The organism is Pseudomonas asiatica, assembly GCF_009932335.1.
Lineage (GTDB): Bacteria > Pseudomonadota > Gammaproteobacteria > Pseudomonadales > Pseudomonadaceae > Aquipseudomonas > Aquipseudomonas asiatica.
Window position 1 is genome coordinate 3,352,574 of the sequence record NZ_BLJF01000001.1, and the last position, 25,268, is coordinate 3,377,841.

Genomic DNA, 25,268 nt, shown 5'->3' on the forward strand with positions numbered 1-25,268 from the left:
GCAACGAACGCGAAAAAAATCAATCCGCCAGCCAGGCATTCGCCCATTGCTGCAAATGTTGCGGCATCAATACGTAGTCCCGCAGCACCGCCTCACGCAGGGCATCACCCTGGCGGTAGCTGGCCTGGGGGTCGGCCAGGTGCATGCGGATCGCATCCAGCCACTGTTCCGAGGTGTTGTTGCGCACCCGTGTGCAAGGCAGGTAGCCGTCATAGGCCTTGGTGTCGGTGCAGATAACCGGGAAGCCGCACGCACCATACTCAAGCAGGCGCAAGTTGCTCTTGCAGTCGTTGAACAGGTTCTGTTCGAGCGGTGCCAGTGCCAGGTCGAGGTTGAGACTGGCCAGCTTCTGCGGGTACAACGCCAAGGGCACGCCTTTGTGGAATTCCTTCACATAAGGCCTCAGGGCATCCGGGCACATGCCGAAGAATACCCAGTCGACCTCGTCGGCCAGGGTCTTGATGACGTCCAGCAACAGCTCAAGATCGCCCCGGTGGCTGGTGCCCCCCGCCCAACCCACACGCGGCCGCGCGCTAGTCTGGCGCTCGCTGGCCAGCCCGGCCCACAGCGGGGCGGCGAGCATGTTGGGGACTACCCGGATATCGTGGTGCATGCTCGACAGTGCATCGGCCAACGGCTGGGTCGACACCACCACGCGGTCGCACAAGGCAATACCCTGGGTGACCAGCTCGCGCATGTTGGCCGGTATGTTCCGCGCATGGGCGTTCTTTTCCGGCACCTCGATGATGTAGTCGTCGATCTCGTAGATGCGCCGGGCGTTCGACAGGCGCTTGAAGCGCGTCATTTCATCGATCGAATTGACCGTGTAGCGACACTGCAAGATCATCACATCGGGCTTCTCGCGCTCGATCTCGATCATCTCCGGGGTACTGTAATCAAGCCGCCCCTGGATCCAGCCAGCGCGTTCCAGCTCGGTGAACGGCTGTGCCACCCGGTAGTGACCAACCGCCGAGGTGTTGATCGGCAACGCCAACACCGACGGCAGCACACGGCTGATGAACGGGTCCCAGCCACTACGCTGTCCGGCATCAAGGTTGAAACTGGCCATCTTCAGGCTCAGGTTGCGGTTGTAGGCGGGGTCGCGGGCAACCTTGGCCAACCAGCGTTCATGGAAGATGTCCTTGTCCATTACCTTGCGCTGGCTGTTGGTCCGCACGTCGCGGGTCGAAGCGAAGCGAACGAGCACCGCATGGGGCGTCCACACCGCCAGATAGCCTTGTTCGCGGATGCGCAGGCAGAGGTCGGCGTCCTGCAGGCCGCCCTTGAGGCCCTGCACATCGAAACCGCCCAGCGTGGCGAACAGCTCGCGGCGCACCAGCAGGCAGTCCAGGCTCAGCGCGCTCCAGTTCTGCACGGCATTGAGCCGGAGCATGTAGCCGCCGCTGTCGGCCGGCATGCCAACGAACGGGCTGCTGACGCCGCCATGCAGCCCCAGGACCAGCCCGGCGCCAAAGATCTCGCCGCTTTGGGTACATAGTTTGGGCGCCGCCACGCCGACCTCCGGGCGCTGGGCCTGGGCCATCAACTGCTCCAGCCAGGACCGGTCGAAGGCGGCGCAGGCGCTGTCGAGCATCAGAAGGTAGTCGCCACGGGCAGCCTCGCTGGCCTGGTTCAACTGCGCCAGCTGGCTGCCGCTGTCCACTTCGATCACCCGCAATTGGCTGCTGCCCAGCCCCTGCATGGCCTGCAGCCATTGACGCAGGTCGGCAGGCGTATCCGGCGAGGCGATCAGCAGCACCTCGAAATGGCCATACCGGGTGTGTTCGAACAGAGACTCGACACAACGCATCGCCGCGCTCAGATCTTCCCCGAGCGTAACCAGGATCGAGACCAGGGCTTGCTCCGGGTGCCGGTACGCCACCTGGCACAATGACATGCCTTCGGCACCGACAACCTCGGCATCGACGCCCAGCCGCTGCAGATGGGCCCGCACCACGCGTGGCGCCTGCTGTGTGCAGCGCGGGTCGTGCAGCCACTGGCCAAAGTCGTGCTGGCAATGCACCAGAAGTTCGTCGATGTGCTCGATGACCTGCAGGCCCTGGCGTTCCGCCAGGCGCCACAGCAGGTCGTGGGGTGCAAGGGTATCGAAGTCCGGGTCGAAGCCGCCGACCTCGCGCAGAGCGGCACAGTTGAATGCCAGTACGCGCCCTACATACGGCAGGCTGCGCATCAGGTCGAGGTTGAAGTCCGGCTTGAAGATGGGTGTTGTCGGGCGCAGCCCGTCATGGCTACCTTCGTCGACATAGATGCAGGCCCGCTCGCGAAGTGCCATGCGCTCGCCCATGATCGCCAGAGCATGGGGCACCAGGCGGTCGCCAGCGCGCAGCAGCAGGATCCAGTCGGCATCGTCGGCACGCGCCAGGCGCGCCTGCAGCTGGGCCAGGCCATTGCCCTGCACGAGCATGCGTTCAACCGCGACCGGGTGGCCCACCAATTCCAGCGCCGCCGGCGCCAGCAGCCAGCAGCCGGCCGCGGACCAGGACTGCGCAGCAAGGCTGTCGAGGGTCGCGCGCAGGGCCAGTTCCTCACCCGCCTCGGCCCAGATCACCGGCACGATACGCGGCTGCCGGGGCCACTGCTCGAAGCGCTTGGGCAACGCCTTGAGCTGTGCAGCCGACAGGTCACGGCACTCCAGCCACTGGGCATATACCTCTTCAAACGACAGGCAGTCAGTGCCAACCTGCTGCGCCTGGCGGGCCTGCTGAGCCCCGTACAGGCGGTTGAGTTCGTACTCGTCCCACGGCGCGCCCTGCTCGCCCTGGTATCGCTCCAGCGACAGATAGCGCACCCAGCCACTGGCCGGAGCGGCCTCGCTTGCCCGCGCGGCCAGCATTGCCTTTATCCAGTCGGTCTCGATGGGGAAGGCCAAGGTCATGCCTGCCTGGTGACTCAGGCGCGCAGGGTGCAGGCGCTCCATGCTGAGAAAGCGTGACAGGTGCCCCAGATTGCCTCGGCGCATGAGGCAAATGTACAGCGCCATGTCCAGGCGCGCGGCGAACCCGCTGCCCTCCTGCACCAACGCCGGCAGGAACTCGGCCACCAGGTCACGGCGCATCAGTGCATGGCTGAGGCCGCCGAACAGGTTGGGGGCGTTCGTCTCCAACGCTTCCAGCAAGTCGCTGCCCTTGACTACCGCATCCTCCGGGCACATCACCGCATTGAGCATGCGCGGCGGTAGCAAGGCATCGTCGGCCGCGCACAGCATGCGCTGGCAGATGGTCATGCTGACATCGGCATGCTGTTCCATGACCGCGGCCTGCAGGCCGACACATTCGGGGAACAGTCGGTCGTCGTCACAGAGGAACTTGATCAGCGGCCCTTCAGCATGCTCCAGGCACGCCAGCACGTTGCGGGCGAACCCAAGGGTCTGTGGGTTGCGCACATAGCGCACCGGCTTGCCGGTCTCGCGCACCACCTCGTCGACGATACGCTGGATCTCCAGGCCCCGGCTGTCATCGCAGACCAGCACCTCCAGCGTCGAGTAATCCTGGTTGAGCGCGCTGAGCAAAGTGGCGCGGAAGAACTCGGGGTTGAAGGCTGGGATGGCGATGCTGACGAGGGTCTGTTGATTCACGGCGAAGACCTTGAAGAGGTGGCGTGGCCAGCACCGAACGGGCTGGCACACACCGGATGACGCGAGAGGGGTGGAATCAGATGTAGTTGACCAACGACAAGCTGGCGACCTTGGCATAGGCTTGCAGCGAAGCTTGCAGCATGTTGGTCTGCATCTGCAGGCGCAGCATCACTTCAGCCGGGTCGCTTTCGCGGATCGAGCTCTGGGTCTTGGTGTTCTCGGTGCTCAGCGCCTCGTTGGTTTCGGACTGCACATCCAGCGCCTGGCCACGGCCACCGATCGCACTGACCGACGACGACACCTGGTTGGTGGCGCTGGCGATGTTGCCAACGGCCGAATCCAGCGCGGCGAGGAAGTTCTGCCGTGCCACTGGGTCGTTGTCGACCGGGCTGGTCAGCGCGGTACGCAGCTTGCCGATGGTGTCGAGGATGTTCTGGGTCTGGTGGGTATCGACCTTGACCGCGAACGAGTCCCCGGCATTCGGTGCGCCGGACAGCTCGAAGCTGACCCCTGCCGCGGTAGCGGTGGTGCCGTTCGGCCCGCCCAGCGCACCCGATGCCACCGGACGGCTGTCAGCAGTGACCGGTGCGGCGTACAGCTCGAAGGTGCTGCTGCCGGTGAACTTGAGCACCGCGCCACCGCCCGGGAAAGCGGCCTTGTAGGCAGCCTGATCGGTGATGGTCGCGCCCGTCACCTGCTCGGAGGAGGTATTGCCAGGGCTGCGGGTGCCGGAAACCTCATCGGCCTTGGAACTCAGGTTGAACGTATGCCCTGCGATAGCGGCATCTTCATTACCCTTGTCGCCGTCCTTGAAGGTGATGTCCAGGCGCAGATCGACACCGCGGAAGCTGATGCTGGTGTTGTCGCCATTGGGGTCGAACTTGCCGCCCTGGCTGGCCTCGAGCGTGACGTCATTGCCGTCGACATCGGTGATCTTGTATTCGGTGCTGCTGAGGAATTCGATGGTGTATGGCTCGCCACTGCGGAAGCGATCGTTGTACAGGCTGTTGCCGGAGACCTGGCCGTTGGACAGGCTGACGCGGCCATCGTCGGTGGCCGGCGCGGTCAGGCTGGTCTGGCTACGGCTGGTGTTGAGCGCCTGCTCGAAGGCGTCGTAGCCGGTTTCATTGGCCGCCAGGCTGAGCATGTCACCCACCTGCAGGTTGAGCTTGCCCTGGTCGCCCTGGTAGCTGTAGGTGCCATCGGCATTGCGCGCGTAAGGCGGGGTATCGCCCTTGGAGCCAGAGAAGATGTACTTGCCGTTCTCGTCCTTGCTGTTCATCAACGAGAACAGCTGGTCTTCCAGCGACGCCAGTTCGTCGGCGTTGGCCTTGCGGTCGGCATCGGTGAACGTACCGTTGCCAGAGCTCACCGCTAGCTCGTTGACCCGCTGCAGGATGGTGCCGATGGAGTTCAGGGTGCTTTCGGCAGTGCCCAGGGCGTTACGTACGTTGACGATGTTGCCGCTGTACTGCTTCAGCATGTTCTGCTGTTGTTCCAGTTGCAGCAGACGCGCCGCACCCACCGGGTCATCCTTGGCCGAACGCACGCGAATGCCATCGCTTGCCTCCTGCTGGCTCTTCACCGTCTTGGCGAAGTTGCTCTGGTAGTTGGCCTGGTTGGTGTTGTAGAACTGCGAAGTAGAGATGCGTACGCTCACGATCTACGGCTCCTTAAAGACTGTTGATCAGGGTGGCGAAGGTTTCCTGGGCCGCCTTGATGATCTGCGACGACGCGGTGTAGTACTGCTGGAACTTGACCAGGTTGCCGGTCTCTTCATCGATCGACACACCCGACAGGCCGTTGCGGCTTTCCACTGCCGAGGCATGCAGGGCAGTGGTGGCATCGCTGTCCATCTGCGCCTGGCCGGCCTTGCCGCCAACATTGGAGACCAGCTTGGCGTAGGCATCGGTGAAGCTGATGCCCTTGCCGTTGGCGCCAACCTCGACCGTGGACTTGGTCTGCAGGTCGATCACCGACAAGGCGTTGCGGTTGTCCGCCGAACCTGCGCCGCTCAGCGCCACGGTATAGCTGTCGCCGTTCTTCGGCGCGCCGGAAACGCTCATCTCGAAGGTGAAATTGCCACCCAGCGAATTGCCGCTGCCATCGACCATCGGCACCGACAGCTGCAACTTGTTCTCCTGCCCCGGCACGATGGTGCCACTGCCGATTTCGGTGCCCTTGGCGTCGTACATCTTGTAGGCCTGGGGCGAACTGGTGTCATCGCCGAACACCAGCTTGACCGGGGTCGAATACTTCAGTCCAGTCTGCAATTGCGAACGCTGGGCGGCATCGTAGATGTCCATTTCCGAGGTCAGCGTCGGCTGGGTGATGACGCCGGTACCTTTGTTGCCCGATCCACTGGTGGCGGTCAGCGGCGAAGCCAAGGCCAGGCGCTTCGGGTCGGTCAGGACAGTGTCGATGCCTGCGGCGGCATTGCGGGTCGGGGTGATCTTGAAGCTGTCGCCAGCACTCAGGCCGCCACCATTGAGCGACAGGGTGAACCCGTCGATCACCGGAGGCGGCGTGTCGGTAAGGTCGAAACTGCCCATGTCGGTGCCTTCCGGCAACTTGCGCACGCTGTAGCCAGTGGCGCTGGTGAAGGTCACCTGGTAATCGCTGGTGCTCAGCTTGCCGGTGTCCTTGATGGTCACATCGAGGTTGCCGGAGCCGGCGCTGTTGCCGGTCTTGGCGACACTGCGCTGGCTGATGGCAGCGGCGCTGTTGATATCGCCGAACAGGGTGGCACCGAAGTCACCGTTCTTGTCGATGCCCTGGGCCAGCTGGCTGTTGATCGCATCGGCTACTACCAGGGCCACGCGACCGAGCTCGTTGAGCGCCGGGTCGAGGGTATCCTTGCGGTAGCGGATCAGGCCGCCAAGTTCACCACCGGTAGTGGTGCTGGTGATGTCCATCTTGGTCGAGCCGCGATTGAGGATCAGGCTCATGCGGGTCGGGTCGGTGGCGCTCGGCTGCACGCCGATGGTCTGGGTGGTGTTGCCCAGCACCAGGGCCTGGCCGTTCTTCAGGTAGATGTCGTAGTTGCCGTTCTTCTGCTCCACAACGTCGGCACCGATCAGCGCCGACAACTCGCGCACCGCGCCGTCGCGCTGGTCGAGCAGGTCATTGGGCTGGCCATTGACGGCCGTCATCTTGGAGATCTGGCCGTTGAGGTCGGCAATCGACTGGGTCAGGGCGTTGACCTTGTCAGCGATCGACGCCATGTTGGCATTGATGTCGCTGTTCTGCTGGTTGAGCTGCGCCGACAGGGTATTGAAGCGCTTGGCCAGGGACTGCGCGCTGGTCAGCAGCAGTTGGCGCGAGGCGTCCTCGCTCGGCTTGGCCGCAGCATCCTGCATGGCGCTGAAGAAGCTTTTCAGTGCAGCGGTGATACCGGTGTCGCTGCTCGACAGGGCGGTATCCAGCGGCGTGATCTGGTTCAGGTACGAGGTGGCATCGCTGCTCAGCGAGGTGGTGCTGCGCAGCTGGTTCTCGAGGAACGCGTTATAGACCCGGCGCACATCCGCCAGGGTAGTACCGCTGCCGATGAACACCTGGCCGACTTGTTGCCCGCCCTTGGTCTTCTGCACGTTCTGCTGGCGCGAGTAGCTTTCGACATCGGCGTTGGCGATGTTGTTACCGAGGGTGTACATCCCCGATTGCGCGGCGCCAAGCCCCGACATACCAATGTTGATCAGACTCGCCATGGTTCCATGCCCTTAAAGTTTCGTTGCGGTACCGAGCATTGCGTAGTGCTCGTACGACTTCATCTGTCTTGCGATCTGCGAGATCTTGCTGGCGTAATTCGGGTCGGTGGCGTACCCGGCCTTTTGCAACTCTTGCACGAACTGCTCTGGTTTATCGGCGGCCTTCACCGCATCTTGATAGCGCGAATTGTTCTGCAGCAGGCTGACCAGGTCGTGGAAGCTGTCCTGGTAGGAATCGTAGGAGCGGAACGCCGCCGTCTCCTTGACGAACTGGCCATCGCGGAACTCGCTGGTGATCGCCCGCGCCTCGCCACCTTCCCAGTTGCCGGTTGCCTTGATGCCGAACAGGTTGTGGCTGCTGCTGCCATCGGTGTTGCGCATGACCGATTTGCCCCAGCCGGTTTCCAGGGCGGCCTGCGCCACCAGGTAGCGTGGGTCGATACCGATGCGCTTGGCCGCCTGCTCGGCCATCGGCAGCATGGTGGCGACGAACTCGTCGCAGTCGGCAAAGGCCTTTTTCGGTGCCAGCGGTGGCTGGGCCACGGCGCGCCCGAGGATGCGCAGGCCGTTGTCCGGCACGGCGAAGGCCTTGGCCACTTGCTGGCCGTCACGGGCCGGCACGGCTGCGGTATTGGTGCTGGCCGCCGACGGCACGATGCCGGCCATCAGGCGGTCGGTGAGCTTGCTCGGCAGCGCCAGGCGTCGCGAATTGAGCGCGGCGACGTCGTTGCGGGTGGCGGTCGACTGGGCGGCATGCATGGGCTCGGCCACCTTGTTGCCCCACAGCGTCGGGGCATTGCCCTCGATGCGCGGAAACGGGCTGGTGTTGGCCGGCGTGCCCTTGTTCTTCGACAGCTGGCGCACCAGTACGTCCTGCAGCCCGATACCGCCGCCTTCGCGAGACATGCTCACGGCCAGTTGCTGGTCGTACATGTCGCGGTACTGCTTCACCGTTTCGGTGTTCATCGGGTTGTCGTCGGCCAGCACGTCGCTGGCCTTGCGCGAGGCCTTGAGCATTTCGCTGATGAACAGCGACTCGAACTCCTGGGCCACCTTGCGCACGTTGGCGTCGCTGTCGCGATCGCCATGCTTGAGCGAGCTCAGGCGGTTGAGGTCGGTGTAGGCGCCGCTGTCGGCGCTGCCGGAAACCAGGCTTTTGCTGTTCATCCGCGCCGTCCTCAGATCACGATCAGGTCGGCCTGCAGGGCGCCGGCCTGTTTCAGGGCTTCGAGGATGGCCATCAGGTCGCTGGGCGCTGCGCCCACCTGGTTCACCGCACGGACGATTTCATCCAGCGTGGTGCCCGGGCCGAACTTGAACATCGGCTTGGCTTCCTGCTCGGCGTTGACCCGCGAGCGCGGCACCACGGCGGTCTGCCCATTGGAGAACGGCCCCGGCTGGCTGACGATCGGGTCTTCGGTAATGGTCACGGTCAGGCTGCCGTGGGTCACCGCGGCCGGCGACACCTTGACGTTCTGGCCAATGACGATGGTGCCGGTGCGCGAGTTGATGATGACCTTGGCGACCGCCTGGCCCGGGTCGATCTCGAGGTTCTCGAGGATCGACAGGTAGTCCACGCGCTGGCTCGGGTCCATCGGCGCAGTGACCCGTACCGAACCGCCGTCCACGGCCTGGGCCACGCCCGGGCCGAGCAGGTCGTTGACCTTGTCGACGATGCGCTTGGCAGTGGTGAAGTCGGGGCGGTTGAGGTTCAGGGTCAGGCTGTTGCCCTGGTTGAAGCCGCTCGGCACTGCACGCTCGACGGTAGCACCGCCAGGGATACGACCGGCCGACGGAACGTTGACGGTGATCTTCGAACCGTCACGGCCCTCGGCATCGAAGCCGCCCACCACCAGGTTACCCTGGGCCACGGCATAGACGTTGCCGTCGATACCCTTGAGCGGGGTCATCAGCAGGCTGCCGCCGCGCAGGCTCTTGGAGTTACCGATCGAGGACACGGTAATGTCCACCACCTGGCCTGGCTTGGCGAACGCCGGCAGGTCGGCATGCACCGACACTGCCGCAACGTTTTTCAACTGCACGTTGCCGGAGCCGGCCGGCACCTTGATGCCGAACTGCGACAGCATGTTGTTGAAGGTCTGCAGGGTGAACGGCGTCTGGGTGGTCTGGTCACCCGTGCCATTGAGCCCCACCACCAGGCCGTAACCGATCAGCTGGTTGGAGCGCACGCCAGAAATGCTGGCGATGTCCTTCAGGCGCTCGGCCTGGGCGCCGAAGGCACAGGACAGGAGCAGGGTTGCGGCAATCAGCTGCCTCACGTTGAACATGGTCATCCGTACTCAGAAAGGCCAAAGCGGGCTGATGAAGAAGCGGTCCAGCCACCCGGGCTGGCTGGCATCGGCGAACGAGCCGGTACCGGAATAGGTGATGCGCGCGTCGGCCACGCGAGTGGACGGCACGGTGTTGTCGGTGGCGATGTCGTCGGCGCGGATCATGCCGGCGATGCGCACCAGCTCTTCGCCGGTGTTCAGGGTCAGCCATTTCTCGCCGCGCACGGCGATGATGCCGTTGGGCAGCACTTCGGCCACGGTCACGGTGATGGAACCGGTCAGGGTGTTGCCCTGAGTGGCCTTGCTGTCGCCCTTGGTGGCGCGCTCGCCGCTGTAGCCGGCCTCCAGCGACAGGTCACCACTGCCGAACGGGTTGTTGGTGTTCGGCGTAGTGCCGAACAACGATGTCAGGCCGATGTTGGCGTTGCTGTTTTTCTGGATCTGCGAGCCGGCGTTCTTGCTGGCCGATGTGCGCTCGTTGAGGGTGATGGTGATGATGTCACCCACCCGGAACGCCTTGCGGTCGCTGTACAGGTTCTGCTCGAAGCCGGCCTGGTAGATCGAACCGTTGTTGGCCGCTGCCGGCAACGGGGTGCGCGGCAGTACCGGCGCGTAGTACGGGTCGTTGGGCTTGGGCGTCGGCGCGACGCAACCTGCCAGCAACACCGCCCCCCCCAGGGCGAAAACGGACAACAGACGATTCATGACGCTTACCTCACGGGTGCAACGGAGTGACGGGGTTAGAGCTGCCTGCTTCAGAGCTGTTGAGTAACGAACGACAGCATCTGGTCAGCCGTGGAAATGACCTTGGAGTTCATCTCGTAGGCACGCTGGGTGGTGATCATGTTCACCAGCTCTTCCACGGTGCTGACGTTGGAGTTTTCCAGGGTCTGCTGCAGGGTGGTGCCGAAACCGTTCAGGCCCGGGGTGCCGACTTGCGGCGCGCCACTGGCGGCGGTTTCGAGGAACAGGTTGTCGCCAATCGCCTGCAGGCCGGCCGGGTTGATGAAGTCGGCGGTCTGGATGTTGCCGATCACCTGCGCAGCCGGGTTGCCCGCGGTGGTGATCGACACGGTGCCGTCCTGGCCGACGGTGAAGGTCTGCGCGTCGTTCGGCACGACGATGGCAGGTTCCAGGGCGAAACCGTTGGCGGTGACGATCTGGCCGTCGGAGTTCAGGTGGAAGGTACCGTCACGGGTATACGAAACGGTGCCGTCCGGCTGCAATACCTGGAAGAAACCACGGCCGTTGACCGCCATGTCCAGCGGGTTTTCCGTGGTTTGCAGGCTGCCGGTCTGGAAGTTCTTCTGGGTGCCGACGATGCGCACACCAGTACCGACCTGCAGGCCGGAAGGCAGCTCGCTGTCCTGGGTGGACTGCGCGCCCGGCTGGCGTTTGATCTGGTACAGCAGGTCCTGGAACTCGGCGCGATCACGCTTGAAGCCGGTGGTCGAGACGTTGGCCAGGTTGTTGGAGATGACCGTCAGGTTGGTGTCCTGGGCGGACAGGCCGGTTTTAGCGACCCAAAGAGCCGGAAGCATGTAAGTTCTCCTCGTGCGCCTGTTTTACGGCACTCGTTCAAAAGTGATTAGCCGATTTGCAAAACACGCGCCATGGCTTCGTCGCCTTCCTTGGCCGCGTTCATCATCTTCACGTGCAGTTCGAATTGACGGGACAGCGCCAGCACCGAGGTCATTTCTTCCACGGCGTTGACATTGCTGCCTTCCAGGAAGCCCGACACCACCCGCACGTTGACGTCGGCGTCTGCCGGCTGGCCGTCGCGGGTATGGATCAGGCCATCCAGGCCCTTGGTCAGGCCTTTGGTATCGGGGTTGACCAGCTTGATGCGGTCGACTTCGGCCATCACGCGCGGGTCTTCCCCCATGGAGCGGATGCTGATGGTGCCATCGGCGCCGACTTCGACCTTCTGCTCTGGCGGAATCGCAATCGGGCCGCCGTTGCCGATCACCGGCATGCCGTTGCCGGCACGCAGCACACCAAGGGCATCGATGTTCAGGCTGCCGGTGCGTACGTAGGCTTCACTGCCATCGGGCGCCTGCACGGCGATGAAGCCCTTGCCGGTCACCGTCACATCCAGATCGCGGCCGGTTTCCACCATCGGACCTTCGCTGAAGTCGGTGGCCGGGCGCTCGGTCATGGCAAAGGCGCGCGACGGAAAGCTGTCGCCGAACACCGGCATCGAGCGGGCCTGCTCCAGGTCTCGCTGGAAACCGTTGGTGGAAATGTTCGCCAGGTTGTTGGCGTGCGCCTTCTGGGCCAGCGCATTCTGGCTCGCGCCGGTCATGGCCACGTAAAGCATCTTGTCCACAGTCATCCTCCATTGCACTGGCGGTCGTTTGCCGCTCGCCGTTGCTATGCGAGCTAGAAAGCAAGTTCCGAACCAACTTTGCGAAATCATGAAAAAGCCCGTGGATACGGGCTTTCGAGGGGGCAGTCGACGTGTTGGACGCCGGTTATCCGGCGCTTGGTTGCCGATGACGGCAAACCTGTACCGGCCTCTTCGCGGGTGAACCCGCTCCCACAGGCACAGCGCGACACCTGTGGAGCGGGTTTACCCGCGAAGAGGCCAGTACAGGTTTATTCAAGGCTCGCGGCAAGCGCCGTTGCTGTAGGGGCCGGCGAACTTCTTCCAGCCATCCCCCGGCGGCCATTGCGAGCAGACCAGGCGCCCGTCCACCTGGCTTTCCCAGCGCCACCAGGGCGCGGTACCGGCCTGGGCCTGGTACAGGCAGAAAGCAGCGACCAATGTGACAACCAGCCTTTTCATGACTCCTCCGGCAAAGACGACGAACCCCTTCATGACAAAGGGGTTCGCCCACATACACTCAGCCAGCAACCATCAGGCCATCTGGATGACGGTCTGCATGATGGTGCTTTCAGTGGAGATAGTCTTGGCGTTCGCCTGGTAGTTGCTCTGCGCCTTGATCAGCTCGACCAATTCCTGAGTCAGGTTCACGTTCGAGCCTTCCAGCGCGTTGGACTCGACGCTACCCAGGGTACCTGTCTTCGGTGCATCGATGCCTGGGATGCCGGAGGTGTAGGTTTCGGTCCAGCGGGTACCACCAATCTGCTGCAGGCCCTGCTCGTTGGCGAAGCTGGCCAGGGCCACCTGGCCAATGGCGCGGGATTGCTGGTTGCTGAAGCTGGCGAACAGCACACCCGTCGAGTCGATGCTCAGGCTCGACAGGATACCGGTCGCGTAGCCGTCCTGAGACTGCGACATGCGCGCGGTCTCGGTGTTGTAGGAAGTGGTGCTGTTCATCGCCAGGCGCATGCCATCGGCATTGCCTACCGCGCCATTGGAGATCCAGTTACCCGCAGAATCCTCCACCGCCGGCACCCAGCCAGTCATGGTGAAGGTGTTGTTGGTCACGGTGAACGACGAGCCCGCCGGGTGCCCGGTATTGTCCGCAGTCATGCTCTTGACCGAGCCATCGCTGTTGAAGCTGATGGTGCCAGTCAGCGGCACGGTGGAGGATGGGGAAAACGGGTTGCGCCCATCGACCAGGGTGTACATGGTCCACTCATTGGTGCCAGTCTTGCGATAGAACTGCTCCATGGTGTGCTCGTTACCCTGGCTGTCGTACACCTTGGTCGGGAAAGACTTGGTGTAAGTCGTCTGATCGGAAGGATCGAACGGCAGGTTCGGCACCATCACGCCAGTGCCATCGTCCACTTCCAACGGGATGTCGGCGGCCGAAGAATTCAGGTTGATGCCCTGGTCGATCAGCGATGTTGCCTTTGGCTGCAGCGCCGACGTATCGATCTGCAAATCGGTCAGCACGCCCTTCTGGATCTTGCCAGTCGAGTCGGCGGCATAGCCCTGCAGGCGCAGGCCGTCCGAGGTAACCACGAAGTTGTCCTTGCTGGCCTGGAAAGCACCCGCACGGGTGTACACGCGCGAGCCGTTATCGGACAGCACGAAGAAGCCCTGCCCCTGGATCCCCATATCCAGCACGTTGCCGGTGGTGTTGACGTCACCCTGGGTGAACTGCTGGGAAACCGCTGCAAGGCGCACGCCGTTACCCACCTGGTTCTTGCCAACACCCAGGCGGTTGGAACCTGCATAGACATCGGCGAACTCGGCACGCGACGACTTGAAGCCATTGGTGTTGACGTTGGCGATGTTGTTGCCGGTGACATCCAGTTGCTTGTTTGCTGCGTACAGACCGCTAAGGCCGATATTGAAAGACATGAATTCGCTCCTTTTGCCGCTCTAGCGGGCCTTAGATACCGATGGTTTGCACGTCGGAGAGGGACACTTTGCCAACACCGGCGAGGTTGAGCACCATTTCGCCGGCGGCACTGAAACTGACGCTGGTCACCTTGGCTGGCAACAGCGTGTTCATCTGCACCGACTTGCCATCCACCGTGGTGGTGGCAGTGAAGGTGTAAGTACCAGGATCGACTTTCTCACCACTGCTGTTGGTACCGTCCCAGATGAAATCGGCGTAACCGGCTTTCTGCTCGCCCAGCTCGATGGTCTTGACGGTATTGCCGTCCTTGTCCTTGATGGTGATCTTCGCTTCGCCGATGGCTTGCGGCACGACGAACTGCGCATTGAAGCTTTCTGCGGTGTCGACCACGGCCTTGTCGTTCTGCACTACCACCGAACGCCCGACCAGCGACGACGCCTGCAGGGCCTGGGACGAGGCCATGGCGCTGGTGATGGAGTTGACCGATTCGTTCAGCGAAGTAATGCCTTCCAGGCTGCTGAACTGCGCCAACTGGGCAACGAACTCACCGTTGTCCTGTGGGTCCAGCGGGTTCTGGTGCTGCATCTGGGTGACCAGCAACTGCAGGAACGCGTCCTTGCCGAGCGAGTCGTTGCCGGTCTTGGATGCGGTGTCCGTGGTCTTCTTGGTGCTGGTGCCTACACCAGACGCCGCGAGCACGTCGTTGAGGTTCACACCGTTGGTATCGATTGCCATGCTCTGGTTTCCTTATCACTGACCGAGGGTCAGGACCTTCTGCATCATGGCCTTGGCCGTATTCATCAGCTCGGCGTTGGTCTGGAACGCGCGGCTGGCGGAGATCATGTCAGCCATCTCTTCAACCACGTTGACGTTCGGGTAGTAGACGTAGCCGTCCTTGTTCGCCGCCGGGTGGTTGGGCTCGTAACGGGCCTCCAGATTGCTCTGATCCTCGACGATGCCTTTTACCTGCACGCCCTGCCCTGCTTCGCCCTGGTCTTCGAACAGCGACTGGCTGCCGCCGGCCTGTGCGTCCTGGAAGGTGGTGGCGAACACCGGGTGGCGGGCGCGGTAGGTCTGATCGATGCTCGAAGATACGGTCTCGGCGTTGGCGATGTTGGAAGCAACGGTGTTCAGGCGCGTGTTCTGCGCACTCATGCCGCTACCGGCAATGTTGAAGACGCTGGAAAGGGACATGATCATTCTCCCCGCAGGGCCGAAACCAGCCCTTTGAATTTACTGTTGAGCAAGGTGAAGCTGGCCTGGAAGCCGACGGCGTTTTCGGTGTAGTTCGATTGCTCGATCTGCGCGTCCACGGTGTTCTGGTCGATCGACGGCTGCGTTGGCGTACGGTACTTGAGGGTATCGTCGGCCATGGCCAGGCCCTCGGCCTCGATATGGCGGCTGTTGGTACGATCGAGGCTGAAACGGCCGCCGCTCTGCTGCTTGTCGCTCTCGGCAGCGAGCACCGATGCGAAATCCATGTCGCGCGCCTTGTAGTTGGGCGTGTCGGCGTTGGCGATGTTGTTGGCCAGCACTTCGGCGCGCTGGGCGCGGAAGCCCAGGGCCTTTTCGTGAATACCAAGCGCCTTGTCGAAGCTGATGCTCATGTCGGGGAAACCTTCGGAGGTTGACCGGAATATCGTTGGGCAAGGTATAGCAAGGGCTGTGCCAACCAATAGAAAGCCCGGAAATACGGGCTTGCAGGGCAAGGTGCTGTCAGAGTGATGCCAGAAAAGCGGCAAAGGCCTTCCGCCTTCGGGCGCGAAAGCGGCAATTGCCGGGCGGCAAAAGCGGCAAAACAAAAAATTGACGTCAGTGTTTTGCGATAGAGGTGTTGCGCCTATGAGATCGAGCGCCGCCCGCGCGGCGCTTCGCGGGACAAGCCCGCCCCCACATTTGTTGCAACGTGGCCATGCCTGTGAGATAGGCGTTGCCCGCCTTGGTGAAGTGTTTGAGACTGGCGAGACGGCTGTAGCGCCAGCCCGGAAACCGCGTCAAGGCAACAAGGCTGACAACCATGGCCTGACAGGTTTGGCACGCTGCAACAAATGTGGGAGCGGGCTTGTCCCGCGAAGCGCCGCGCGGGCGGCGCTCGATCTCACAGACGCAACAAACCTTGACCCCGCCCCTACTTCGCCTGGTAGATGATCCCCGGACTGCACTGCACCATCTGATAATGGTCCGGCAACCCGTTCAGCGCCTCGGAAGCCCCGAGGAACAGATACCCACCCGGCTTCAAGGTACTGTGGATACGCAACAGGATGTCCTTCTTCACCTGCGCCGAGAAATAGATCAGCACGTTACGGCAGAACACCACATCGAACTTGCCCAGGCTGGCATAGCTGTCGAGCAGGTTGAACGAGCGGAACTCGACGCGGCTGCGAATCGCCGGCTTGACCGCCCAGCGCCCCGGCCCCTTGGTGTCGAAGTAGCGCTGCAGGCGCTCCTGGGACAAGCCACGGGCAATCGCCAGGCTGTCGTACTCGCCGGTCTTGCAGTTGGTCAGCATGGTGCCGGACAGGTCGGTGGCAACGATCTGCGCGCCCATTTTCAACTGGCCGAGGTTGCTACGCTCGAACTCGTCGATGGCCATCGAGATGGAATACGGTTCCTGCCCCGATGAACAGGCCGCCGACCACATGCGCAGGCGCTGGCCGGGGTTGTTGCGGATGAACTCGGGGATGACCTTGTTCTTCAGCACCTCGAACGGATAGGTATCGCGAAACCACAGGGTCTCGTTGGTGGTCATGGCATCGACCACTTGCTCGCGCAAGCCGCCGCGCGGCTGGGCCTGGATGCGCTGCACCAGCTCGCCCAAGCTCTTGATGCCCTGTTGCTCCATCAGCTTGTTGAGACGGCTGGAGACCAGGTACTGCTTATTCTCGCCCAGCAGGATGCCACAGGCTTTCTCCAGGAAGACCCGGAACTGTTCGAAATCCAAATTACCCGTAGACACTACTGCCGCCTCTTTTAAATCACTGGTGCCGGGGGCCTGCCCCCGGCTGCTTCAATGCGTTGCCTTGATCCGGTCGACCACCCGCTGGGCCAGGTCGTCCGGCTTGAACTTGGCCAGGAAGTCATCGGCACCGACCTTCTTGACCATCGCCTGGTTGAACACCCCGGAAAGCGAAGTATGCAGGCAGATGTGCAATTTTTGCATGCGCGGATCGCTGCGGATCTCCGCCGTTAGCGTATAGCCGTCCATTTCCGGCATTTCAATGTCCGAGATCATCATCAGGAACTCTTCTTCCGGCTTCTTGCCCTCATCCACCAGCTGGCGCAGGTAGTTCAGGGCCTGACGACCGTCATTGAGCGCCACCACCTCGACCCCCACGGTCTGCAGGCAGCGGCTGACCTGCTTGCGCGCCACCGACGAATCGTCGACGGTGATCACCCGAAGCAGCACGGCCTTGTCCTGCACCTCGGCATCGATCACACCGGCCGACACCGACTCGGAGGACGGCGCCACTTCGGCCAGCACCTTCTCCACATCGATGATCTCGACCATGCGGTTGTCCACCCGGGTGACCGCGGTCAGGTAGTGGTCGCGGCCGGTGCCCTTGGGTGGCGGATGGATCTCTTCCCAGTTCATGTTGACGATCCGCTCCACCGAATGCACCAGGAAGCCTTGGGTCTTGGTGTTGTACTCGGTGATGATCACGAAACTGTTGCGCGTGTCTTCCTGAAGCGGCCGCAACCCGGTGGCCATCGACAGGTCGAGGATCGGGATGGTCGCCCCGCGAATATTGGCAACACCACGCACCACCGGGTGCGCCTTGGGCAGCAGGGTCAGCGCAGGGCATTGCAGCACTTCCCTGACCTTGAATACGTTGATGCCGTAAAACTGCTCGCCATTGAGGCGGAACAGCAGCAATTCCAGGCGATTCTGCCCCACCAGCTGCGTGCGCTGGTTGACCGAATCCATAACACCTGCCATGCCAGACTCCTTTATGTTTCAGCCTTTCGTTGCAACTCAGGTAGCGAGTCGGCACGGGCTTTGCTTTTTTGAGCGCCATGTACACGAAAACGACATTTTTCCGACGATTGACGCGCCTGCTGACTGGCTCGCTGGCCATGCTGTGCCTTCTGGTGCCCGGCGTTCGCACGGTAGCGGACGCGTTTACCTTGCCTGAACAGCTTATCGGTGTCACTCAAGGGTTTCTTGAATTCAGCGTCGAAGATTATCTGGCCACCACCCAGACCGCCGGCCGTTACGAGATCCAGGTCAATCCGCTGGACCCGCGCCTGCGTATGCCGCTGTGCAGCCAGCAGCTGGACGCCTCGCTGGAAAGCCCGGCTCAGCCGTTGGGCCGCGTCACGGTGAAGGTACGCTGCGAAGGCTCAGCGCCCTGGACCGTGTTCGTGCCGGCCACCGTGCGGCTGTTCCGCGACGTGGTGGTGGTGACCCGGCCGCTCAAGCGCGACAACGTGGTGGGCGAAGGCGATGTGGCCCTGCGCGAGCGGGATGTCGGCACCCTGGGGCAAGGCTTCCTGACCGAACTGGAACAGGCGGTGGGCATGAAGATGCTGCGCCCCACGGTGATCGACCAGGTACTCACCCCGCAACACCTGGAACAGGCCGAGGTGGTGCGCAAGGGTGACCACGTGGTGATCATCGCCCGCAGTGGCAGCCTGAGTGTGCGCATGCCCGGAGAAGCCCTGAGCAAGGGTGGCCTGAGCGAACAGATCCGGGTGCGCAACCTCAATTCCAAACGGGTGATCAAGGCCAGGGTGACCGGCCCTGGGCAGGTCGAGGTAAGTATGTAGCCAGCCCACTGATTTGCGCTGGCGGTGAGGAACCGCTTTTCCTAAACTGTGTCAGAAAACGGGTTCGCGAGCTTGCTGACAGGCGGCTATGCATTTGTGCCTAAAGTTTCTTTCGGGTTGGCCGAAAACAAGGCAAGCGTCCAAATACCCAGAGGTTTCTGATCATGGTCATCGACTTCAGTCGTTTGAATAACTCTCCGTCCGTCACGGGCGGCGTGCGCGGCAACACCGCGTCCGGCAGCGCCGAAAAACCGGCAGCCAGCCAGGAAGCGGCAACCGCCACCAGCGCCAGCGGAGAAGCGGTACACCTCAGCCAAGAGGCCCAGCAGTTGCAGAAGATCAGCGACAAGCTGCGCGACGAGCCGGTGGTCAACAGTGCCCGTGTGGCCCAGTTGAAACAGGCGATCGCCGACGGCAGCTACCAGGTCGATGCCGGCCGGGTCGCCAGCAAACTGCTCGATTTCGAAGCCCAGCGCTGACCGTTCGGCGCGCTGACTTCACGGACGCTAGAAAAGCCAAGAGTTAGCCATGCACGACACCACCTTGCTGCAACTGATCGAAGATGACATTGCCCCTATGCAGGAACTGCTGGACCTTCTGCAAAAGGAAGCGGTCGCCCTGCATGGCCGCGACATGGCGCCACTGGAGAATATCCTGGCCCGCAAGCAGTCTTTGATTGTGCTGCTGGAGCAGCAAGGCCTGCGGCGCAACAACTTGCTTGCCAGCCTTGGCCTGAGCCCTGATCGCGCCGGAGTGGAGGCCGTGGCGGCACAATCGCCGAACGGTGAACTGCTGCTGCAGCAACTCGATGTGATCAGCCAGCTGATGCAAGCCTGCCAGCAGCTCAACGAGACCAATGGCCGGATCATCCAGGTGCAGCAGCACGTCACCAACAACCAGATCCGGATCCTCATGGGCGGCGATTCTCCGTCGCTCTACGACAGCCGCGGCAGCACCTCGCCGCTGGCCAAGCCACGGGCGCTCAGCCAAGTGTGATTTTTCTATCAAGGCACGGAACATACTGGCAAAATGCCGTTAATTGCGTGTGTCGCTTTTGCCTGGAGAACGATAAGCCGTGTTCAATGAATCCGATGCCCCGCAGCCGCCAAAGGTGCTGAACACCCCTTTGGAGATTGCGGCCAACTTGCGGCAGCTGCAGGAAAGCCACGACCCCCTGATCATCACCTTCCACGACCGCAGCCAGCGCTTCCAGAGCTACGTGGTGCACGTGGACCGTGAAAGCAATACCCTGGCGCTGGACGAAATGATCCCGCGCGACGGTGAGAAGTTCATCGAGAACGGCGAACACTTCCGCGTCGAAGGCTTCCACGATGGTGTGCGCATCGCCTGGGACTGCAACCACGAGTTGAAGATCAGCGAAGTCGACGGTCACCGCTGCTACCGCGGCGCCATGCCCCTGGAAATGACCTACCACCAGCGCCGCAATGCCTTCCGCGCCGCGCTGAAGCTGTCGCAGCTGGTCGATATCATCCTCGATGGCACCCACCTCAAGGGCAACGGCGCCCTGCGTGGCAAGCTGCTGGACATCTCAGCCACCGGCTGCAAACTGCGGTTCGAGGGCAATGTCGAGGATCGCCTGCAACTGGGCCAGGTGTACGAGCGGTTCAAGGCGGCCAACCCGCTGGGCCTGGTCGATACCATGGTCGAGCTGCGCCACCTGCACTATGAAGAGCGGATCAACACCACCTTTGCCGGCGTGCGCTTCCATAACCTTACCGGGCAGGCGCAGCGCAAGGTCGAGAGCTTTGTCTACCAGCTGCAGCGTGAGGCACGGCGCTTCGACAAAGACGATTATTGAGTGCAGGCCCACTGTGCGGGTGTAGCGCACAGCACCTGGGCGTGGTGCGCTTCCAGGTTACCTATGGCTCCGCGGCTGCTTAGTGTACTTGTACCCAAGCGACCGCCGAGGAGCCCACAATGATCCAAGCCAATTTCACCGCCGAACTCCACTGCCAGCATGGCCAGGTGGGAGTGGTCGACACCCCGCTGTACGTTCACCCCCTATTCTCCCTCGATCAGGATGGCTGGCTATGCACAGAGCACCAGCGCGGGGACAGCCCGAGCTTCAAGCCCATCACTTTCGCGTTCCGTTTCCTGAAGCACCAGGGCGAGCGAACGCACTATGCGATCAACGGCGCCGAGACCTGGGAATATTTTGGTTCGAGCCTGGAGCGCAACCGCAATGGCTGGGTAGGCTTTTATGCGACGCATATCGTTGGCCGGATCATCGGCAACGCCAATCTCGCAGAGGCTTTCTATGAGGCCATAGAGGGCAAAGGGCAATGGAAGATCGAAACGCTCAGCCCCTGGGACGGCCGCCTGGAAACAGCCGAAGAAGTGCCCTTCTACCTGCGTGACCTGAACGGTTACCGGGTGGCGCTGGCCAGGTCCACCTATACCCGGGACAAGGTCAAGCGCCATTACTGGTTCCTCAATGCCAGTACCAAAGAGGGCGAGATACTGGTCTTCAACCTGAAGAACATAAAGCCAGCCTGACTCGCCAGGGGCACCGGACATGACCGGCACCCTTCGAGGGGCAGGCCAACAGGCCGTCAGACCGCAGAGTTGATCTCGGCCTGGGGCTTGCCCTGCTCCTCATTCTGGCGGGGCTCGTCTTCGGTATCCTCCGCCGCCACCGGTGCCTGCATCACCTCCTGTACCGTCTGCTCATCCACCCGTGGGTCCAGCGCCGCCGACAGTGGCGAACCGGCAGCCGGCATCGCAACGTGGCCCAAAGGCGCATCCTGCACCTGGTGCAGCCCGGTGACCGCCTTCGGCCGAATGCGCCACACCAGCACCAGGGCAAAGAACACGAAGAAGGCATACAGCATCTGCGGGCCCAGCACCTTCATCAGCACGCCTGCCGCCAGCGGCCCGATACACGCGCCCACACCGTAGGTCACCAGCAGCATCGCGGTCAGCGACACCCGCCGCTCGCTTTCCACATGGTCGTTGGAAAACGCCACCGCCAGCGGGTACAGGCAGAACTGCAGCAACGAAATCACGAAGCCTATGCCGAACAGCAACTCCAGCGGAACGCTGGGCAGCATCGCCAGTGGCGCCGAGGCCAGCGCAAGCCCCACGGCCACGCTGCGGATCAGCACCGCCCGATCGTAGCGGTCAGACAACCAGCCCAGCGGCCACTGCACCAGCAGGCCGGCAAAAATGCAGCTACCCATGAACAGACCGACCTGCTCGGTAGTCATGCCCTGACTGGAGGCATACAAAGGCGCCAGACCATAGAACGAGCCGACGATAAGCCCCGAACCCAGCACCGTGCTGAGCGACTGCGGCACCCGCTTGATGAAGAACTTCGGCTCCATCGGTGCCGGGCGCAACGGTGCGGGGTGAATGCGCCGGGTCATGGCCACCGGCACCAGGCACAGGGTGAAACACATGGCCACCAGCATCAGCAGCTCCAGGCCAAGCTGTGGGTGCACCACCAGGATCAGCTGGCCGAGCACCAGGCCCAGGTAAGAGGCGATCATGTAGCCGCTGAACACCGCGCCGCGGTGCTTGACGTCGGCCTGCTCGTTCAGCCAGCTCTCGATGACCATGTACTGGCACATCATCCCCAGGCCGACGATCATCCGCAGCCCGACCCAGGCCGGCAACCAGCTGGTCAAACCATGGCCGAGCACCGCCGCACCGACGATGCCAGCGCAAGTGGCGTAGGCGCGAATGTGCCCTACCCGGCCAATCAACCGGTGGCCGACCTTGCCGCCGACCGCCAGGCCAAAGTAGTTGGCCGCCATCAAGGCACCCACCCACAGGCTGTCGACATGATCGGCTGCCAGGCGCAGGGCCAGGTAGGTACTGAGCAGGCCCGAGCCGATCAACATCATCAGCGCGGCGAAATACAACGACTGAAACGGCTTCCAGATATTTCGCATAAGTCCCTTGCGGCTCCCGGGTCAGGTGGCGATGGGTTGCAGACAAGCATAAGGGCAAATGCCAGGGAATGAGTGCGGTGGCGAGTAAAATGCTGTTGCCGGGGCGCGTCCGGTGCAGGTCATGTCGCGATCAGGCCTGTACAGCAGGCTGACAGGCACCCTCTTCCGTTGGCTGAAACGCATCCATGTCCCAAGTCGACAGGCAGTGCCTTAGCCTGGGCTACCGCCTCAGCAATCATCGGAGACTTACATGATAAGGGCCAATTTCACCGCTACACTTCATAACGTCCACCGTGGCCAGATCGTTGTTGCAGACAACAACGTACACCCAGTGCTTGGCCTGGATGAAGACGGCTGGCTGTGCACGACTGCCGCGCGCAGGAGCGTGCCACGCAGTGCGGATGAATTCCAACGACTTGCATTCCATTTCGAATTCATCGAGCACCGTGAAGACCGCACGCACTACTACATTACCTGCGCAGAACACTGGGCCTATATTGGCGCCAGGCTTGAAAGCAGTTCCAATGGCTGGCTAGGCCTGTATGGTACGCATGTGGCCGGGCGGGTCCGGGATGTGCTCAACGCCCCACATCCGTACAACCTGCTACGTACCCGGCCCTACTGGAAAATCGAAACGCTCCAGCCATGGGACGGCACAGTGGAGAGCGCCGGCTTGGTTCCCTTCTACCTGCGGGACATGAACGGCTACCGTGTTGCGGAGTCGCTCTCGGACAATGTCCCGGTACTTGACCTGGGCCGCCAGTACTACCTCAACGCCGGCGAGCGTACCGGTGACGTGCTCGAATTCTTCCTGCGCGATATTCAGCTGACCTGACCAGCAAGTGCAGTACTCGGACGGCTACTCCCGCAAGGTCATGCCATTGGCCGGCAGCGGCAAGGCCGTCTTGTAGCGCACCTGCTTCAAGGCAAAACTGGAACGGATGTTGGCCACCCCTGGCAACCGCGTCAGGTAATCCAGGAACCGTTCCAGCGCCTGGATGCTGGGCAGCAGTACCCGCAACAGGTAGTCCGGATCGCCGGTCATCAGGTAGCACTCCATCACCTCGGGCCGTTCGGCAATCTCTTCCTCGAATCGATGCAACGACTGCTCGACCTGTTTTTCCAGGCTCACATGGATGAACACGTTCACATCCAGCCCCAACGCCTCGGGTGACAGCAAGGTCACCTGCTGGCGTATCACCCCCAACTCCTCCATGGCCCGAACCCGGTTGAAGCAGGGCGTGGGAGACAGGTTCACCGAGCGGGCCAGTTCGGCGTTGGTGATGCGGGCATTTTCCTGCAGGCTGTTGAGAATGCCGATATCGGTACGATCGAGTTTGCGCATGAGACAAAATCACCGGTTTTTTGTGTTTATGCGGAATGTTTATCTGCCCTGCTCGGCAAAGGCAACCAACTTGAGAGAAAAATTCTCCTGCCGGACCACTAAGATGTAGGGGACGCTGACCTACCAGTCACAAGCCGGTACTCAGCGGCGGCCGCTTCAGAGCTCACAAAAACAAATACCCGAGCGAGCGTAAAAAGCATGAACGAGTACGCCCCCCTGCGTTTGCATGTGCCCGAGCCTACCGGCCGGCCAGGCTGCCAGACCGATTTCTCCTACCTGCGCCTGAACGATGCAGGTCAAGCCCGTAAACCCCCAGTCGATGTCGACGCTGCCGACACCGCCGACCTGTCCTACAGCCTTATCCGCGTGCTCGACGAGCAAGGCGATGCACAAGGCCCGTGGGCCGAAGACATCGACCCGCAGGTTCTCCGCCAGGGCATGCGTGCCATGCTCAAGACGCGGATTTTCGACAGCCGCATGGTGGTCGCCCAGCGCCAGAAGAAGATGTCCTTCTACATGCAGAGCCTGGGTGAAGAAGCCATCGGCAGCGGCCAGGCCCTGGCGCTGAACCGCACCGACATGTGCTTCCCCACCTACCGCCAGCAAAGCATCCTGATGGCCCGCGACGTGTCGCTGGTCGAGATGATCTGCCAGTTGCTGTCCAACGAGCGCGACCCGCTCAAGGGCCGCCAGTTGCCGATCATGTATTCGGTGCGCGAGGCCGGTTTCTTCACCATCAGCGGTAACCTGGCGACCCAGTTCGTGCAGGCGGTCGGCTGGGCCATGGCCTCGGCGATCAAGGGCGATACCAAGATCGCCTCGGCGTGGATCGGCGACGGCGCAACCGCCGAGTCGGACTTCCACACCGCCCTCACCTTTGCCCACGTGTACCGCGCCCCGGTGATCCTCAACGTGGTCAACAACCAGTGGGCGATCTCCACCTTCCAGGCCATCGCCGGTGGCGAGTCGACCACCTTCGCCGGCCGTGGCGTGGGTTGCGGCATTGCCTCGCTGCGGGTCGATGGCAACGACTTCGTCGCCGTGTACGCTGCCTCGCGCTGGGCCGCCGAACGCGCCCGCCGTGGCCTGGGCCCGAGCCTGATCGAGTGGGTCACCTACCGTGCAGGCCCGCACTCGACCTCGGACGACCCGTCCAAGTACCGCCCGGCCGATGACTGGAGCCACTTCCCGCTTGGCGACCCGATCGCCCGCCTGAAGCAGCACCTGATCAAGATCGGCCACTGGTCCGAGGAAGAACACCAGGCCACCACTGCCGAACTGGAAGCCGCGGTGATCGCCGCGCAGAAGGAAGCCGAGCAGTACGGCACGCTGGCCAACGGTCACATCCCGAGTGCAGCCTCGATGTTCGAGGACGTGTACAAGGAAATGCCCGACCACCTGCGCCGTCAACGCCAGGAACTGGGGGTTTGAG

At 62.5% G+C, this 25,268-nt stretch carries 24 protein-coding genes; 7 read left to right on the plus strand and 17 right to left on the minus strand.

Features of this window, described 5'->3' with window-relative positions; all coding sequences use genetic code 11:
- Positions 1-19: 19 nt before the first annotated feature.
- The 15 genes from GYA95_RS15580 to GYA95_RS15650 all read right to left on the minus strand — a co-directional run bounded on the left by GYA95_RS15580 (position 20) and on the right by GYA95_RS15650 (position 17,747).
- Positions 20-3,595 (minus strand): glycosyltransferase, encoded by a 3,576-nt coding sequence (locus GYA95_RS15580; RefSeq protein WP_015271233.1) that lies wholly within the window; start codon positions 3,593-3,595, stop codon positions 20-22.
- Between the two features lie 76 nt (positions 3,596-3,671).
- Positions 3,672-5,255: a flagellar hook-associated protein 3 gene (locus tag GYA95_RS15585; protein WP_015271234.1), complete on the minus strand. Its 1,584-nt coding sequence runs from the start codon at positions 5,253-5,255 to the stop codon at positions 3,672-3,674.
- A 13-nt stretch (positions 5,256-5,268) separates the two neighbouring features.
- Entirely contained in the window at positions 5,269-7,302 is a 2,034-nt protein-coding gene (gene flgK, locus GYA95_RS15590) for a flagellar hook-associated protein FlgK (protein WP_015271235.1), read from the minus strand.
- 12 nt (positions 7,303-7,314) lie between these two features.
- Entirely contained in the window at positions 7,315-8,469 is a 1,155-nt protein-coding gene (gene flgJ, locus GYA95_RS15595) for a flagellar assembly peptidoglycan hydrolase FlgJ (RefSeq protein WP_015271236.1), read from the minus strand.
- A gap of 11 nt (positions 8,470-8,480) precedes the next feature.
- Positions 8,481-9,590 carry a flagellar basal body P-ring protein FlgI gene (locus GYA95_RS15600; RefSeq protein WP_015271237.1) on the minus strand — a complete coding sequence of 370 codons (1,110 nt, stop codon included), beginning with the start codon at positions 9,588-9,590 and terminating at the stop codon, positions 8,481-8,483.
- Between the two features lie 12 nt (positions 9,591-9,602).
- A complete protein-coding gene (flgH, locus tag GYA95_RS15605; protein WP_015271238.1) occupies positions 9,603-10,298 on the minus strand; it encodes a flagellar basal body L-ring protein FlgH in 696 nt (231 codons plus the stop codon).
- Between the two features lie 50 nt (positions 10,299-10,348).
- A complete protein-coding gene (flgG, locus tag GYA95_RS15610) occupies positions 10,349-11,134 on the minus strand; it encodes a flagellar basal-body rod protein FlgG (protein WP_015271239.1) in 786 nt (261 codons plus the stop codon).
- 47 nt (positions 11,135-11,181) lie between these two features.
- Positions 11,182-11,922, minus strand: coding sequence for a flagellar basal body rod protein FlgF (locus tag GYA95_RS15615; protein WP_015271240.1), 741 nt, complete (start codon positions 11,920-11,922; stop codon positions 11,182-11,184).
- A 273-nt stretch (positions 11,923-12,195) separates the two neighbouring features.
- The gene (locus tag GYA95_RS15620; protein ID WP_015271241.1) at positions 12,196-12,381 is read right to left on the minus strand and encodes a hypothetical protein; all 186 of its coding nucleotides are present in this window, start codon (positions 12,379-12,381) and stop codon (positions 12,196-12,198) included.
- Between the two features lie 72 nt (positions 12,382-12,453).
- Positions 12,454-13,809, minus strand: coding sequence for a flagellar hook protein FlgE (flgE, locus tag GYA95_RS15625; RefSeq protein WP_015271242.1), 1,356 nt, complete (start codon positions 13,807-13,809; stop codon positions 12,454-12,456).
- A gap of 31 nt (positions 13,810-13,840) precedes the next feature.
- Entirely contained in the window at positions 13,841-14,545 is a 705-nt protein-coding gene (flgD, locus tag GYA95_RS15630) for a flagellar hook assembly protein FlgD (RefSeq protein ID WP_003257261.1), read from the minus strand.
- Between the two features lie 15 nt (positions 14,546-14,560).
- On the minus strand, positions 14,561-15,004 hold the full coding sequence (flgC, locus tag GYA95_RS15635) for a flagellar basal body rod protein FlgC (protein ID WP_003257260.1): 444 nt from the start codon (positions 15,002-15,004) through the stop codon (positions 14,561-14,563).
- Between the two features lie 2 nt (positions 15,005-15,006).
- A complete protein-coding gene (gene flgB, locus GYA95_RS15640) occupies positions 15,007-15,417 on the minus strand; it encodes a flagellar basal body rod protein FlgB (RefSeq protein WP_015271243.1) in 411 nt (136 codons plus the stop codon).
- Positions 15,418-15,938: 521 nt separating this feature from the next.
- Complete coding sequence (gene cheR / locus GYA95_RS15645; protein WP_015271244.1) at positions 15,939-16,766, minus strand: protein-glutamate O-methyltransferase CheR; 828 nt, start codon at positions 16,764-16,766, stop codon at positions 15,939-15,941.
- 51 nt (positions 16,767-16,817) lie between these two features.
- Positions 16,818-17,747, minus strand: coding sequence for a chemotaxis protein CheV (locus GYA95_RS15650; protein ID WP_015271245.1), 930 nt, complete (start codon positions 17,745-17,747; stop codon positions 16,818-16,820).
- Between the two features lie 77 nt (positions 17,748-17,824).
- On the opposite strand from GYA95_RS15650, the gene flgA reads away from it, so the two are divergent.
- From flgA to GYA95_RS15675, 5 genes are all read left to right on the plus strand, one after another.
- Positions 17,825-18,577, plus strand: coding sequence for a flagellar basal body P-ring formation chaperone FlgA (flgA, locus tag GYA95_RS15655; protein WP_015271246.1), 753 nt, complete (start codon positions 17,825-17,827; stop codon positions 18,575-18,577).
- Between the two features lie 164 nt (positions 18,578-18,741).
- On the plus strand, positions 18,742-19,056 hold the full coding sequence (gene flgM / locus GYA95_RS15660; protein WP_015271247.1) for a flagellar biosynthesis anti-sigma factor FlgM: 315 nt from the start codon (positions 18,742-18,744) through the stop codon (positions 19,054-19,056).
- 49 nt (positions 19,057-19,105) lie between these two features.
- A complete protein-coding gene (locus tag GYA95_RS15665) occupies positions 19,106-19,573 on the plus strand; it encodes a flagella synthesis protein FlgN (protein ID WP_015271248.1) in 468 nt (155 codons plus the stop codon).
- A 79-nt stretch (positions 19,574-19,652) separates the two neighbouring features.
- On the plus strand, positions 19,653-20,396 hold the full coding sequence (locus GYA95_RS15670; protein WP_015271249.1) for a flagellar brake protein: 744 nt from the start codon (positions 19,653-19,655) through the stop codon (positions 20,394-20,396).
- Positions 20,397-20,515: 119 nt separating this feature from the next.
- Positions 20,516-21,094: a hypothetical protein gene (locus GYA95_RS15675; RefSeq protein ID WP_015271250.1), complete on the plus strand. Its 579-nt coding sequence runs from the start codon at positions 20,516-20,518 to the stop codon at positions 21,092-21,094.
- 56 nt (positions 21,095-21,150) lie between these two features.
- Here the strand turns inward: GYA95_RS15675 and GYA95_RS15680 are convergent, their stop codons facing one another.
- The gene (locus tag GYA95_RS15680) at positions 21,151-22,491 is read right to left on the minus strand and encodes an MFS transporter (RefSeq protein WP_015271251.1); all 1,341 of its coding nucleotides are present in this window, start codon (positions 22,489-22,491) and stop codon (positions 21,151-21,153) included.
- A gap of 250 nt (positions 22,492-22,741) precedes the next feature.
- On the opposite strand from GYA95_RS15680, the gene GYA95_RS15685 reads away from it, so the two are divergent.
- The gene (locus tag GYA95_RS15685) at positions 22,742-23,326 is read left to right on the plus strand and encodes a hypothetical protein (RefSeq protein ID WP_102059496.1); all 585 of its coding nucleotides are present in this window, start codon (positions 22,742-22,744) and stop codon (positions 23,324-23,326) included.
- A 24-nt stretch (positions 23,327-23,350) separates the two neighbouring features.
- On the opposite strand, the gene bkdR is transcribed toward GYA95_RS15685, so the two are convergent.
- The gene (gene bkdR / locus GYA95_RS15690; protein WP_012273540.1) at positions 23,351-23,836 is read right to left on the minus strand and encodes a Bkd operon transcriptional regulator BkdR; all 486 of its coding nucleotides are present in this window, start codon (positions 23,834-23,836) and stop codon (positions 23,351-23,353) included.
- Between the two features lie 198 nt (positions 23,837-24,034).
- Between bkdR and GYA95_RS15695 the strand changes: the two genes are divergently transcribed.
- Positions 24,035-25,267, plus strand: a complete 1,233-nt coding sequence (locus tag GYA95_RS15695) for a 3-methyl-2-oxobutanoate dehydrogenase (2-methylpropanoyl-transferring) subunit alpha (protein WP_013973636.1) — start codon at positions 24,035-24,037, stop codon at positions 25,265-25,267.
- Position 25,268 lies beyond the last annotated feature (1 nt).

What these genes read in the sequence shown, in the direction of transcription:
- GYA95_RS15685 (WP_102059496.1), top strand. Translation starts at nt 22,742, where the DNA reads ATGATAAGGGCCAATTTCACCGCTACACTTCATAACGTCCACCGTGGC.
- flgM (WP_015271247.1), top strand. Translation starts at nt 18,742, where the DNA reads ATGGTCATCGACTTCAGTCGTTTGAATAACTCTCCGTCCGTCACGGGC.
- flgC (WP_003257260.1), bottom strand. Translation starts at nt 15,004, where the DNA reads ATGTCCCTTTCCAGCGTCTTCAACATTGCCGGTAGCGGCATGAGTGCG.
- flgK (WP_015271235.1), bottom strand. Translation starts at nt 7,302, where the DNA reads ATGGCGAGTCTGATCAACATTGGTATGTCGGGGCTTGGCGCCGCGCAA.
- GYA95_RS15680 (WP_015271251.1), bottom strand. Translation starts at nt 22,491, where the DNA reads ATGCGAAATATCTGGAAGCCGTTTCAGTCGTTGTATTTCGCCGCGCTG.
- GYA95_RS15695 (WP_013973636.1), top strand. Translation starts at nt 24,035, where the DNA reads ATGAACGAGTACGCCCCCCTGCGTTTGCATGTGCCCGAGCCTACCGGC.
- GYA95_RS15620 (WP_015271241.1), bottom strand. Translation starts at nt 12,381, where the DNA reads ATGAAAAGGCTGGTTGTCACATTGGTCGCTGCTTTCTGCCTGTACCAG.
- bkdR (WP_012273540.1), bottom strand. Translation starts at nt 23,836, where the DNA reads ATGCGCAAACTCGATCGTACCGATATCGGCATTCTCAACAGCCTGCAG.
- flgA (WP_015271246.1), top strand. Translation starts at nt 17,825, where the DNA reads ATGTACACGAAAACGACATTTTTCCGACGATTGACGCGCCTGCTGACT.
- flgE (WP_015271242.1), bottom strand. Translation starts at nt 13,809, where the DNA reads ATGTCTTTCAATATCGGCCTTAGCGGTCTGTACGCAGCAAACAAGCAA.
- GYA95_RS15600 (WP_015271237.1), bottom strand. Translation starts at nt 9,590, where the DNA reads ATGTTCAACGTGAGGCAGCTGATTGCCGCAACCCTGCTCCTGTCCTGT.
- GYA95_RS15675 (WP_015271250.1), top strand. Translation starts at nt 20,516, where the DNA reads ATGATCCAAGCCAATTTCACCGCCGAACTCCACTGCCAGCATGGCCAG.
- GYA95_RS15650 (WP_015271245.1), bottom strand. Translation starts at nt 17,747, where the DNA reads ATGGCAGGTGTTATGGATTCGGTCAACCAGCGCACGCAGCTGGTGGGG.
- flgG (WP_015271239.1), bottom strand. Translation starts at nt 11,134, where the DNA reads ATGCTTCCGGCTCTTTGGGTCGCTAAAACCGGCCTGTCCGCCCAGGAC.
- flgD (WP_003257261.1), bottom strand. Translation starts at nt 14,545, where the DNA reads ATGGCAATCGATACCAACGGTGTGAACCTCAACGACGTGCTCGCGGCG.
- GYA95_RS15665 (WP_015271248.1), top strand. Translation starts at nt 19,106, where the DNA reads ATGCACGACACCACCTTGCTGCAACTGATCGAAGATGACATTGCCCCT.
- flgH (WP_015271238.1), bottom strand. Translation starts at nt 10,298, where the DNA reads ATGAATCGTCTGTTGTCCGTTTTCGCCCTGGGGGGGGCGGTGTTGCTG.
- flgJ (WP_015271236.1), bottom strand. Translation starts at nt 8,469, where the DNA reads ATGAACAGCAAAAGCCTGGTTTCCGGCAGCGCCGACAGCGGCGCCTAC.
- flgB (WP_015271243.1), bottom strand. Translation starts at nt 15,417, where the DNA reads ATGAGCATCAGCTTCGACAAGGCGCTTGGTATTCACGAAAAGGCCCTG.